The organism is Brevundimonas bullata (assembly GCF_003350205.1).
GTDB classification, from domain to species: domain Bacteria; phylum Pseudomonadota; class Alphaproteobacteria; order Caulobacterales; family Caulobacteraceae; genus Brevundimonas; species Brevundimonas bullata.
This window is the reverse complement of record NZ_QLLC01000055.1, coordinates 1-12,808: the sequence shown is the minus strand read 5'-3', so window position 1 is coordinate 12,808 and position 12,808 is coordinate 1. Positions and strand designations below refer to the sequence as shown.

9 protein-coding genes are annotated in these 12,808 nt (G+C 68.9%); 5 read left to right on the top strand and 4 right to left on the bottom strand.

Going from position 1 to position 12,808, the window contains the following annotated elements; all coding sequences use genetic code 11:
• Positions 1 to 196 precede the first annotated feature (196 nt).
• Genes DXK21_RS15765 through DXK21_RS15755 form a run of 3 tightly spaced genes read right to left on the bottom strand, consistent with a single transcriptional unit; the run spans position 197 to position 5,089 of the window.
• Positions 197 to 1,774 (bottom strand): methyl-accepting chemotaxis protein, encoded by a 1,578-nt coding sequence (locus DXK21_RS15765; protein ID WP_114818716.1) that lies wholly within the window; start codon positions 1,772 to 1,774, stop codon positions 197 to 199.
• Positions 1,775 to 1,796: 22 nt separating this feature from the next.
• Complete coding sequence (locus DXK21_RS15760) at positions 1,797 to 2,261, bottom strand: chemotaxis protein CheW (RefSeq protein WP_114818715.1); 465 nt, start codon at positions 2,259 to 2,261, stop codon at positions 1,797 to 1,799.
• Positions 2,258 to 5,089 (bottom strand): hybrid sensor histidine kinase/response regulator, encoded by a 2,832-nt coding sequence (locus DXK21_RS15755; protein WP_114818714.1) that lies wholly within the window; start codon positions 5,087 to 5,089, stop codon positions 2,258 to 2,260. Before DXK21_RS15755 ends, DXK21_RS15760 begins: the two co-directional genes overlap by 4 nt.
• Positions 5,090 to 5,266: 177 nt before the next feature.
• Between DXK21_RS15755 and DXK21_RS15750 the strand changes: the two genes are divergently transcribed.
• The 3 genes from DXK21_RS15750 to DXK21_RS15740 all read left to right on the top strand — a co-directional run bounded on the left by DXK21_RS15750 (position 5,267) and on the right by DXK21_RS15740 (position 7,956).
• A complete protein-coding gene (locus DXK21_RS15750) occupies positions 5,267 to 5,653 on the top strand; it encodes a response regulator (RefSeq protein WP_114818713.1) in 387 nt (128 codons plus the stop codon).
• Between the two features lie 2 nt (positions 5,654 to 5,655).
• The gene (locus DXK21_RS15745; protein ID WP_162790718.1) at positions 5,656 to 5,994 is read left to right on the top strand and encodes a hypothetical protein; all 339 of its coding nucleotides are present in this window, start codon (positions 5,656 to 5,658) and stop codon (positions 5,992 to 5,994) included.
• A gap of 294 nt (positions 5,995 to 6,288) precedes the next feature.
• Positions 6,289 to 7,956: an MFS transporter gene (locus DXK21_RS15740; RefSeq protein ID WP_114818711.1), complete on the top strand. Its 1,668-nt coding sequence runs from the start codon at positions 6,289 to 6,291 to the stop codon at positions 7,954 to 7,956.
• Between the two features lie 132 nt (positions 7,957 to 8,088).
• Here DXK21_RS15740 and DXK21_RS15735 read toward each other — a convergent pair whose 3' ends face one another.
• Entirely contained in the window at positions 8,089 to 9,384 is a 1,296-nt protein-coding gene (locus tag DXK21_RS15735) for a sugar MFS transporter (RefSeq protein ID WP_114818710.1), read from the bottom strand.
• Between the two features lie 177 nt (positions 9,385 to 9,561).
• Between DXK21_RS15735 and DXK21_RS15730 the strand changes: the two genes are divergently transcribed.
• Together DXK21_RS15730 and DXK21_RS15725 are read left to right on the top strand one after the other, a co-directional pair.
• Positions 9,562 to 11,178 (top strand): alpha-amylase family glycosyl hydrolase, encoded by a 1,617-nt coding sequence (locus DXK21_RS15730; RefSeq protein ID WP_114818717.1) that lies wholly within the window; start codon positions 9,562 to 9,564, stop codon positions 11,176 to 11,178.
• A gap of 85 nt (positions 11,179 to 11,263) precedes the next feature.
• Positions 11,264 to 12,580: a D-amino acid dehydrogenase gene (locus DXK21_RS15725; RefSeq protein ID WP_326970209.1), complete on the top strand. Its 1,317-nt coding sequence runs from the start codon at positions 11,264 to 11,266 to the stop codon at positions 12,578 to 12,580.
• Positions 12,581 to 12,808: the final 228 nt, after the last annotated feature.

The following is a 12,808-nucleotide window of genomic DNA, read 5'->3' as shown; positions in this document are numbered from 1 at the left end:
GGGTGGAGGCGGGCGTTGTGATCGGAGGACTCAGGGGACGCGACCCCGCCTCATGCGCCCAGTCTCAAACCTCGCGCCCTCACCCCCATCCCCGACCCTTCCCCCCTCGAGGGGGAAGGGGGACTGGCGGAACTCAAGGGGCGAAGGCGGTGTCGCGCCGCCTTCGCCCCCTCGTCGCGTCGCGGCCTTCGGGGGCTCAGGCGGCGGCGAGACGGTCCATTTCCGCCGTCAGGGCTTCGGCCTGTCGGGCCAGTTCGCCTGAGGCGTTGAGCAGTTCGGACGAAGCGTCGCTGGTCTGGACCGCGGCGGCGTTGACCCCGGCGATGCTGGTCGAAACCTGGCGCGTGCCCTCGGCCACCTGGGTCACGTTGGCGGCGATTTCGCGGGTGGCGGCGGACTGTTCCTCGACCGCGCCGGCGATGGCCGAGGCGATGTCGGCGACCTTGCGGATGGTGTCGGTGATGCTGCCGATGGCCCCGACCGAGGTCTGGGTCGCCGACTGCATGGCCGAGACCTGAGACGAGATTTCGTGCGTCGCCCGCGCCGTCTGGTCCGACAGGCTCTTCACCTCGGACGCCACGACGGCGAAGCCCTTGCCCGCCTCGCCCGCCCGCGCCGCCTCGATGGTGGCGTTCAGGGCCAAGAGCTTGGTCTGGCCGGCGATGTCGTTGATCAGGGTGACGACGTTGCCGATCTTCTGCGCCGCCTCGGCCAGAGTGCGGATCGATTCGCTGGTGCGGTCGGCCTCGATCACCGCGTGCTGGGAGATGCTGCTGGACTCCGCCACCTGACGCGCGATCTCCGCGATGGAGGCGGTCAGTTCCTCGCCCGCCGAGGACACGGTCTGGACGTTGACCGAGGTGACTTCGGCCGCCGCCGTCACGGCCCCGGCCTGACGCGTGGTTTCCTCGGCGGTGCCGGCCATGCTCTCGGCGGTCGCCCGCATCTGCGAGGCCGCCGAGGCGACGATGCCCGAGATTTCCGTCACCCGCGCCGCCACCTGTTTCTGGGCGGTGATGTCGGTGGCGTACTTGACCACCTTGAACGGCTTGCCGCTCAGATCGAGGATGGGGTTGTAGCTGGCCTGAATCCAGATCTCGCGCCCGCCCTTGCCGACCCGGCGGTACTGACCGGCGTCGTATTCGCCGCGCCCCAGCTTCTCCCAGAAGGCGCGATAGGCGCCCGATTGCACCTCGGCGGGATCGACGAACATGGAGTGGTGGCGGCCGACGATCTCCTCCAGCCGATAGCCGGTGGTGCTCAGGAAATTGCCGTTGGCGCTCTGGATCGTCCCGTCCAGATTGAACTCGATCACCGCCTGGGCCTTGCTCAGCGCCTCCAGCATCCCGGCGTGCTTGCGCAGCTCGGTGACGTCGTTCCACTCCAGCACATTGCCGACGTAGTCGCCGCCAGCGTCCAGCACCGACATGACCCGCAGCGCGAACCTCAGGTCGCCGACGCTGATCTCGGCGATGTGCGGGCGGGCCAGGGGTTGCGCCAGCATGGCGCGCTGGTGGCTGGGGTCCTTGTGGAAGACGTCGATGGAGGTCCCGACCATCCGGTCCAGCGCCACCCCGGGGAAGGCGCGGGCGAAGGCCGCCTCATTGGCCTTGAGCAGGGCGCGCGTCGCGTCGTTCAGGTCGATGATGGTCAGATCGCGGTCCACCATCATCAGGGCGGCGGAGGTCGAGCGGATCACCGTACGGGCGAAGGCGTCGGGGTCCGGCCCGACAATCAGGTCGTCCAGCTGTTCAGCGGCGGCGGTGCGCGACATGGCAGGCTCCTTGATGGTGCGCTCAGGCCGCGACGGCCGGGGCGGACAGGGTGAAGGTCTGTTCGATGTTGAGGATCAGCAGGGAGGCGTCGTCGTGCCGGTACAGGCCGTCGCACAGCTCGCGCCATTCGGGGGCCAGGGTGACGGGCAGAGGCTCCCTGGCCGCGCGGTCCAGCCACAGGACGTCGCCGACATCCTCGACCTGAAGGGCGTAGAGCTCGCCGCCGCGCTCGACGATGACGCTCATGTGCGGCTGGCCCACCGCGCGGGGCGCAAGACCCAGGCGACGGCGCATATCCACCGCCGTGATGATCCGTCCGCGCAGGTTCAGCGACCCCGCCACCTCGAACGGGGCCAGAGGCACGCGGTCGATCCGCACCGGGGCGATCACGTCCTGAACCCGCAGCAGGGGGATGCCGATCATCTGATCGCCGACGCGGACAGAGACAAAGCCATCCGGCGACGGTTCGGTCGATGGGAATGTCATGCGGCCTCCTGATCTTGGGCCAGGGTGGCAGCCCCGGTTTCGGAAAGGACTTCGGCGACGTCGCTCAACAGGGCCTCCTGCGGCGGGCCGCTAAGGGACTGGACGCCCAGGCCCAGCAGGGGCGTGGCGTGCCAGGCCGAGGCGCGGCCAAAGGCGACGGCCATGCGCCGCGCCGTCGGTCCCGCGTGGCTGGTGTCGGCCAAGATCAAGTCGAAGGCCGCGCCCGCGTCGTGCAGCACCAGGGCCGCCTCGGGATCGCTGGCCACCTCGACCTCGTAACCGGCCTGGGCCAGCAGGGGGCCGAGCAGCATCCGCACGAAGGGGCTTTCATCCACGACCAGCAGGCGCTTGGTCGCGCGCACCGGCGCCGCCACAGACGACGCTTCCGCGCCCTGGGTCGCCGGTCGCGGCTCGGCCAGGCCGTCGCAGCGCCGCCAGTAGAAGTCGACGTCGATCAGTTCCGTCGCCCGGCCCGCGACCACGATGCTGCCGGTCACGCCAGTGGATGAACCCGCCAGTTCGGCCGTGGCGGCGGCTTCGATGATGTCCACGATCTCCTCGGCCATCAGGCCCAGGCTGCGCGCGCCGCGCGAAAACACCAGCAGCGGCCGCTTGGCCTGAGGCGCCTCGGTCAGAGACGACCCGTCGGCGCAGAGCACCGGCATCAACTGCCCGCGATACTGGATCAGCGAGCGACCATCGGCCCATTCCAGCGCCGAGGGCTCCAGCTCCTCGATCCGGGCCACGCCCGCCAGGGGCGCCGCCTTCAAGGCGCCGTCGGCGGCGCGGAAGACCAGCAGGGCCTCTGAGCGGTCATCGCCGCCCCCTGCGTCGACTGTCGCCTCCTCGCCGCCGTTCAGCAGGGCCCCGGCGCCCGCCTCGACCGCCATGCCCTTGAAGTCCAGGATCATGATGACCGAGCCGTCGCCCAGGATGGTCGCGCCGGAATAGAGTTTCAGGTGGCGCAGGATCGAGGCGGTCGGCTTGACCACGATCTCCTCGGTGTCGAACACCCGGTCGACGATGACGCCGAAGGTGAAGGCGCCGACGCGGGCCACGACGATGCAGGCCTCGCCGCGCGGCCCCTCGGGCGGCTCCAGCCCCAGCAGGGCTTGCAGGGAAACCAGCGGCAACAGCCGGTCGCGCAGGCGCAGCACCTCGGCGCCGTTGATCTGTTCGATGCGGCGGCCCGCCGTGCCGTTGGCGCTGACCAGTTCGATGATGCTGGCCTGGGGCATGGCGAAACGTTCGCCGCAGCATTCGACCACCAGACCGGCGATGATGCTCAGCGTCAGGGGGATGCGGATGGTGAAACGCGTCCCCTGGCCCTCGACCGAGGTCAGTTCGACGGCCCCGCCGATGGCCTCGATATTGGTGCGCACCACGTCCATGCCGACGCCGCGCCCCGACACCGCCGTCACCGAGGCGGCGGTCGAGAAGCCGGGCAGGAAGATCAGCTGGCGCGCCTCGGCGTCGCTCATGGCCGCGGCCTGAGCGGGCGTGATCAGGCCGACGTCCAGGGCCTTGGCGCGGATGCGGGCGGCGGGCAGGCCGCGTCCGTCGTCGGCCATCTCGATCAGGATGGCGCCGCCCTCGTGCCGGGCCGACAGGGTGATGCGGCCCGTCTCGGGCTTGCCCGCCGCACGGCGTTGATCCGGCGTTTCCAGTCCATGGTCGGCGGCGTTGCGGATCATGTGGGTCAGGGGGTCGCGGATCAACTCCATGACCTGACGATCCAGTTCGGTGTCCTCGCCCGTCATGATCAGGTCGATGCGCTTGCCCAGGTCCGAGGCCAGGTCGCGCACCAGACGCGGCAGCTTGGCCCAGGCGCCGCTGATCGGCTGCATCCGGGTGGTCATCACCCCTTCCTGCAGTTCGCTCGTCACTTGATTCAGACGATGCAGCGGCCCGGCGAAGGGGGTTTCGGGCTGGTCGCGCAGGGTCTGGATCAGCTGGTTGCGGATCAGCACCAGCTCGCTGACCATGGTCATCAGGCCTTCCAGGGTATCGACGCCGACGCGGATGGTCTGCGGCCCCTTGGCCGGTTCGACGCGGTCGACGCGGGACGGTTCGAGGCCCTCGACCGTCTCGGACGGCGCGGCGGCCAGCAGCGTCTCGACCGCCTCGGCCTCAGCTTCCAGATCCAGCAGGTTCTGGCGCACGGCCTGAACAAAGGCGGCGTCATGCGCGGCCAGCGCCTCGCCGAAGGTCTCAAGCAGGACGCCTTGCAAGGCGCCGGGAGCCGCCGTGGCGCGGGCGACGCCGCACAGGGCCTCGCGCCACTCGGCCTGCACGCGGTCCAGATCGACCCCGGCGAACAGGGGGCCGGTGTCGGGCGACGCGACCAGCAGAGCCAGGGCGCCTTCGCAGGCGGCGTCCAGGGTGGCCTCGCCGCCCACCCGTTCCAGCAGGGGGCGACGGGCGGCGACGGGCTCGGTCTGCACCGCCGCTTCGCCCGCATGGATACGGTCCAGCCGGGCGATCAGGGCGCGGTCGTCGCCCTCGGGCTCGGCGCCCGTGTCGGCCAGGCCCTCGATGATGTTGCGGACCACATCGACCGCGTCGAGGATGACGGTGACGGACGCCGCGTCCACCGCCAGCGTCCCGTCGCGATAAAGGCCCAGCACGTTTTCGGCGGCGTGGGTCACGGTCTGCAGCCGCATCAGGCCGAGGAAGCCCGAGCCGCCCTTGAGGCTGTGGATCAGGCGGAAGATGTCGCCCAGCAGGTCCGGGTCGTCCGGCGTCTGCTCGAAGCGGACCAGCTTGGCGTCCACGGCCTCGATGCCCTCGCGGGCCTCGGCGATGAATTCGTTGATGACGTCGTCCACAGTCGATCGCCCCCTTGAGGGCGGCGGAACCGCCCCTGCCGAATGCAACCATCGGCTGAAATCGGTTAAGCCAAGCTTAAGTTTGCACTGCCTATAGCTGTATGGCCGCCCCTGAGGGTAAGCGCGTTCTTCAATCACAGCGGTCTGTTCGGCCGCACCTGTGCAACGAGGGATAGAATGGCCGCGGACAAGAGCATGAACGTCCTGGTGGTGGACGACTACAAGTCGATGGTGCGGATCGTGCGGGGGATGCTGAACCAGCTGGGCTTCGTCAACGTCGATGATGCGCCCGACGGGGCGGCGGCGATGGCCCTGCTGAAAGAGAAGGATTACGGCCTGGTCCTGTCGGACTGGAACATGCAGCCGGTCACGGGGCTGGAGCTGCTGAAACAGGTCCGGGCCGAGGAGCGCACCAAAAAGACCCCCTTCGTCATGGTCACGGCCGAGGCCAAGGTCGAGAACGTCATCGCCGCGCGACAGGCGGGGGTGAACAACTACGTCATCAAGCCCTTCACCCTGGCGGTGCTGAAGCAGAAGCTGACCTCGGTCGTGGGCGAGATCTGATCGTGACGCCCCCGATGACGCCGCAACAGATCCTGGCCGAGATCGATCATCTGCGGCGCGAACTGGCCGCCGCCGCCGACGATCTGTTGTCCGCCGCCGAACAGGGTCTGACCCTGACGCGGGCCGAGCCGATGGACGCAGAGGCGGTGACGGCCAGCTTTCACCGCATCCTCGCCGCCTGCAGCTTTCAGGACCTGGCCGATCAGAGGATCGCCCGGCTGCTGACCGCCCTGACCGGGCGCAAGGCCCCGCCCCGGCCCGACGCCGCCCTGCTGAACGGCCCCGCCATGGCCGGCGAGACGGGGTTGAACCAGTCGGCGGCGGACGCCCTGATGGGTTAGGGATGGAACCTTCTCCGCCTCCTCCACGCCGTCATCCCCGGCCTTGTGCCGGGGATCCAGAGACGCCATGGTCGATAGGCGCGCGCAGACCTTGAGCGTCCAAGGTCGCGTGTCTGGATTCTCGGCACAAGGCCGAGAATGACGTAGGCAATCCCGGTTTCATAAGAAATCCTGATGCCGGTTCAGCCTATCCTGCCTTGCCAAGCCGTCGCCAAAGAGGTGCATTAGGGCTTCGTTCCGCAGTCACCATTCGGGCGCCGCCATCCTGATCTTCCGCCACAGCCGGTCCGCGTCATGACCGCCCCCGAGACCCCGCCGCGCGTCCGCACGGGGGCGCTGGCGCCGCTGAACCATCCGGTCTTCCGCGCCGTCTGGATCACCAGTCTGGCGACCAATTTCGGCGGTCTGATCCAGTCGGTCGGCGCCGCCTGGATGATGTCCTCCATCGCCTCGGCCCAGATGGTGGCCCTGGTCCAGGCCTCGATCACCCTGCCGATCATGCTGCTGTCGCTGGCGGCGGGGGCGCTGGCCGACACGGTGGATCGGCGCAAGATCATGCTGGCGGCCCAGACCTTCATGCTGCTGGTCTCGGCGGGGCTGTCGGTCATGACCTATCTGGGGCTGATCACGCCCTGGGTGCTGCTGAGCTTCACCTTCCTGATCGGCTGCGGCGTGGCCTTCAACGGCCCGGCCTGGCAGGCCTCGGTCGGCGACATGGTCCCGCGTGAGGACCTGGCCGGCGCCGTGACCCTGAACTCCATGGGCTTCAACCTGGCCCGCAGCGTCGGCCCTGCCATCGGCGGCATGATCGTGGCGGCGGCGGGCGCGGCGGCGGCCTTCGCCGTCAACGCCGTCAGCTATATCGGCCTGCTGGTCGTCCTGTTCCGCTGGAGGCCGGATCGACCCAAGCAGGCCCTGCCGCGCGAGGGCCTGCTGGCCGCCATGGTCGGGGGCGTGCGCTACGCCTTCCTGTCGCCGCGGGTGACGGCGGTGCTGTTGCGCGCCGTGGTCTTCGGCGTCGGGGCCAGCGCGGTTCAGGCCCTGATGCCGCTGGTAGCGCGCGAGGGCGGCGGCGGGCCTCTGGTCTTCGGCCTCTTGCTCGGCGCCTTCGGCGTCGGCGCCGTGGGCGGCGCCCTGTTCGTCGGCAAGTTGCGCGCCAGGTACGAGACCGAGACCATTGTCCGCGTCGCCGGGCTGGCCTTCGCCGTCGCGGCGGCGACCATAGGCTACAGCCCCTGGCTGGCCCTGACCCTGCCGGCCCTGATGATCGCGGGCGCGGGCTGGGTGCTGGTGCTGTCGACCTTCAACGTCACGGTGCAGATGTCGGTGCCGCGCTGGGTCGTGGCCCGGGCGCTGGCTTTGTACCAGATGGCGGCCTTCGGCGGCATGGCGGGCGGCAGCTGGCTGTGGGGCTCGCTGGCGCAAAGCCAGGGTCTGGACACGGCGCTGGGCCTGTCGTCGGGGGTGCTGCTGCTGGCGGTGCTGATCGGGCTGCGGGTGCCCCTGCCCTCGACCGCCAACCTGAACATGGACCTTCTGCGGCGCTGGACCGAGCCTGAGACGCAGCTGGCCATCGAACCCCGCAGCGGCCCTGTGGTGGTCTCCATCGCCTATCGCATTCGCGAGGAAGACATCGACGACTTCCTGGCCGTGATGGACGAGCGTCGCCGCGTCCGCCGCCGCGACGGCGCCCGCCAGTGGCGCCTGCTGCGCGACCTGGCCGAGCCCGACGTCTGGGTCGAGAAATACCAGACCGCGACCTGGCTGGATTACGTGCGTCACAACCAGCGCATCACCCAGGCCGACGCCGACATCTCGCGCCGCATCTACGCCCTGCATCAGGGACCGGACAAGCCGGTGGTCCACCGCCTGATCGAGCGCACCACCGCGCCGCTGGCCGCCAACCTGCACGTCGACCGCCACTTCGGCGAACCGCTGACCGACCCGACACGGGCGTCGTAGGATCTGACGCACGGCCCCCGCCGTCATTCCGGGGCGCGAAGCGAGCCCGGAACCCAGGCGGCAGATGGCTGGCGCCTGGGCCCCGGATCGCCCCTGCGGGTCGTCCGGCGTGACTGCTGTTGGGTGGCCCCCCTAGTGCGGCGAGGCGACCGGCTCTTCGGCCTCGCGGCCTCGGGTGCGGACGCAGGCGACGGCGAAGACGGTCAGCAGCAGATAGCCCGCCACCGGCACGAAGAAGCCCAGGTGGATGTCGCCCGAGCGGTCCACCACCTGCGCCGCCAGCAGCGGCAGGATGGCCCCGCCGATGATGCCGAAGACCAGCAGGCCGGAGGTCGAGGCGGCCGGGGCGGTCGACCGCTCCAGCGTCAGGGTGAAGATGCTGGGGAACATGATGGAGTTGAAGAAGCCCACGGCCAGGGCCGCATAGGCCGCCGTCACGCCCCCCGTCTGGGTCACGATCAGGCACAGCGACGCCGCGACCACGGTGCACAGCGTCAGCAGCAGGCTAGCGCGCACCTTGGTCAGCAGCCAGGAACCGACGAAGCGGCCGACCATGGCGCCGCCCCAGTAGAGGGCGACCATCTTGCCCGCCGCCTCGACAGGAATGTTCAGCACAGCCGGGCCGGACAGGAAGTTGGTGAGCATATTGCCGATGGCCACTTCCGAGCCGACGTAGATGAAGATGGCCAGGGCGCCGAACAGGGCCCAGCGCGAGCGCAGCGCCGACAGGATGGCGGCGGCGCCGACCGGCTCGGCGGCGTCGTGGGCTGGCGCGGCGGCGTTGATCTGCTTGCGGGCGGAAAAGATGAAGGCGGCGATCAGGGCGAAGAAGGCCCCCATGCCGAGGAAGGCGATGTCGATGCTGCGCAGGGACTCGCCGCGCGTGGCCACCGTGACCACCGCGCCCGCCGCGAAGACCCCGCCGGTCAGCAGGACGTGCGCCCCCAGCCACGGCCCGACCGTGGCCCCCAGCGAGTTGAAGGCCTGAGAGAAGACCAGGCGGAAGTGCGAACTCTTCTTGGTCCCCAACTCGGCCACCAGAGGATTGGCGGCGACCTGCAACAGGGTGACGCCCGAGGCGATGACGAACAGGGCCAGCAGGATGCCGGGGTAGAAGTCGAGGAAGGTGGCGACCGGCACGATCAGACACCCCAGCACCATGGTCAGCAGGGCGGCGATGATGCCCCGGCTGTAGCCCAGGCGCGACACCGCCGCCGCGGCCGGCAGCGAGGCCACGCCATAGGCGATGAACCAGGAAAAGGTGGTCAGAAAGGACTCGGTATAGCTGAGGTCGAACACCCGCCGCACCGCCGCGATCAGCGGATCGATCAGCGAGGTGGCGAAGCCCCAGGCGAAAAACAGGCTGGTGACATAGGCGAAGGCGAGGCCTGTGCCGCGCGCCGTCGTGCCGGACTGAGGTTGGCTCATGACCGCTTCCTATAGAACCGCGACGAGGCGCGACGATGAAGCGACTGTCTAGACAGGACGGCGCGGCGTCCAGAGGCGGCGCCCGCCGTGCCGAAATCTTGATCCGGCGCCGGGACGCCTGCCCCACGTGAAGCATTGCCTTTTCTCAGGCGCCCGACCACCGTGACGACGACCGACATGATCATCGCCTCCGCCACGTCCGGCCCCGACGCCCATCAGGAATGGTGGCGGGGCGCCGTGATCTATCAGATCTATCCGCGCAGTTTCGCCGACACCCATGGCGACGGGATCGGCGACCTGAAGGGGATCACGGCCCATCTGGATCATATGGCGTCGCTGGGCGTGGACGCGGTGTGGATCTCGCCCTTCTATCCCTCGCCGATGAAGGACTTCGGCTATGACGTCGCCGACTATTGCGACGTCGATCCCGTGTTCGGGACCCTGGACGATTTCGACGCCCTGCTGGCCAAGGCCCACGGCCTGGGGCTGAAGGTCATCCTTGATCAGGTCTGGTCGCACACTTCGGACCAGCATCCGTGGTTTCAGGCCAGCCGACAGGACCGCACCAACGCCTTCGCCGACTGGTACGTCTGGGCCGACGCCAAGGCCGATGGGTCGCCGCCGAACAACTGGCAGTCGGTCTTCGGCGGGCCGGGCTGGACCTGGGACGCGCGGCGCGGCCAGTATTATCAGCACAACTTCCTGGCCCAGCAGCCGCAACTGAACGGCCGCCATCCGGCGGTGCAGGAGGCGCTGCTGGCGGTCGGAAAGTTCTGGCTGGATCGCGGGGTGGACGGCTTTCGACTGGACGCCGTCAACTTCATGATCGGCGATCCGGGCTTGCGGGATAATCCGCCCCTGCCGCCCGGCGGCAAGCGCACCCGGCCGTTCGACTTTCAGTACAAGATCCACAACCAGTCGCACCCCGACATCCTCGCCTTCCTGAAGCGGGTGCGGGCGCTGACCGACAGCTACGGCGACCGCTTCACCGTGGCCGAGGTCGCCGGCGACCTCGCCGCGCGCGAGATGAAGGCGTACACGGCGGGCGACCGTCATCTGAACAGCGCCTATGGCTTCCTCTATCTCTACGCCGAGCGGCTGACGGGCGAACGGGTCAAGGCGGGCGCCGAGATGTGGCCCGGCGAGCCGAATGAGGGCTGGCCCTCGTGGACCTTCTCCAACCACGACGCGCCGCGCGCCGTGACGCGCTGGGCCGAGGGCCGCGACGAGCGCCAGTTGGCCGAGATGCTGCTGCTGCTGCTGGTCTGTCTGCGCGGCAACGTCTTCGTCTACTACGGCGAGGAACTGGGTCTGCCGCAGGGCGAAGTGCCGTTCGAGCGGCTGGTCGATCCCGAGGCCGTCGCCAACTGGCCCCAGACCCTGGGCCGCGACGGCGCCCGCACCCCGATGCCGTGGAAGGCCGACGCCCCCTTCGCCGGGTTTTCAACGGTCGAGCCCTGGCTGCCGATCGACGCGCGTCATCCGGCGCTGGCGGTGGATGTTCAGGAGGCCGATCCGACGTCGATGCTGCACGCCACGCGCCGCATCCTGGCCCTGCGCCGCGCCCATCCAGCGCTGAAGACGGGCGACATGACGGTGCTGACAACCGAGCCCCTGCTAAGCTTCAGCCGCGAGGGCGACGATGAAAGCCTGCTGGCCGTGTTCAACCTGGGTCATGAGCCGCAGACCTGGGTGCAGCCCGAGGGCTATAGCATTATCGACGCTGTCTATAGGGGCGAGGCAGGAACCCTGCCTCCCCTGGGCGGGGTTCTGCTGCGTAAACAGGTCATCTGAGGAGATTTAACCTCCCTTATCGTCAGTACCTGGGTCGAACTGTTTCAGGAAAGCGACATGCTGCAACGCACACGTTCCAGCAGCGATCGACAAACGCAAAAACTGGTCTAGGGAAGCGGCGCGGGGAACTTCGCGTAGGGTCAAGACCATGAAGATCGCAGTCCTGGGCGCCGGCGTCATCGGGGTGACGACGGCCCACTATCTGGCCAAGGCCGGCCACGAGGTCACGGTGATAGACCGCCAGAGCGGCCCGGCGCTGGAGACCAGCTTCGCCAATGCGGGCGAGATTTCGCCCGGCTATTCCTCGCCCTGGGCCGCGCCCGGCATCCCGGCCAAGGCGGTCAAGTGGCTGTTCATGCGCCACGCCCCGCTGATTTTGCAGCCGCAGATCGATGTCGCCACCGTGCGCTGGCTGCTGGCCCTGCTGAGGAACTGCACCTCGGCCCGCTATGCGCTGAACAAGGCGCGGATGGTGCGCCTGGCCGACTATAGCCAGGAAGTGCAGACCGCGCTGAACGCCGAGCTGGGCCTGCAATACGACCACCGCACCCAGGGCACCCTGCAACTGTTCCGCACGCAGAAGCAGCTGGACGGCATCTACAAGGACACCGAGGTCCTGCGGGAAGGCGGCGTGCCGTTCGAGGTGCTGGATCAGGACGGCTGCATTCGCGCCGAGCCGGGTTTGGCGGCCACGCGCGACCTGTTCGTCGGGGGCCTGCGCCTGCCCAAGGACGAGACCGGCGACTGCTTCAAATTCACCAATGCACTCAGTGATGTGGCCGCCGCCGAGGGTGTGACCTTCCTCTACGACACCGCCATCAAGGCCCTGATCACCGACAAGGGCCGCATCTCGGGCGTCCAGACCGACAAGGGCGTGATCACCGCCGACGCCTATGTCCTGGCCCTGGGGTCCTATTCGCCGCAGATGGTCAAGCCGCTGGGCCTGACCCTGCCGGTCTATCCGGTGAAGGGCTATTCGATCACCGCGCCCATCATCAATGAGCCCGCCGCCCCCGTCTCGACCATCATGGACGAGAGCTACAAGGTGGCCATCACCCGCTTGGGCGACCGCATCCGCGTCGGCGGCATGGCCGAGATTTCGGGCTACAACAACGTCCTGCCCGAGCCGCGCCGCAATACGCTGGAACACTCGGTGGGGTCGCTCTTCCCCGGCGCGGGCGATCTGAAGGCGGCCAGCTACTGGTCCGGCCTGCGCCCCATGACGCCGGACGGCACGCCGGTCATCGGCGGGACCCGGTTCGACAACCTGTTCCTGAACACCGGCCACGGGACGCTGGGCTGGACCATGGCCTGCGGCTCGGCCCAGGTCATCGCCGACATCGTCAGCGGCAAGACCCCCGACATCGAGACGGCGGACCTGGGGATCGCGCGCTACGGGTGAGCAACCTTCCTTCTCCCCTTGAGGGAGAAGGTGGCAGCCCTCGGGCTTGTCCCGTGGGCTGACGGATGAGGGGTGTGAGCACCGCCCATCCGATCAAGGCCGAACGTCTGATCCACGACATTCAACCGTCGCGCCGACACCCCTCATCCGGCCCTGCGGGCCACCTTCTCCCACAAGGGAACCGTTGCATTACGGCCCAGCTGTTAGCTTGGGGCGGTGAGGCGGGGC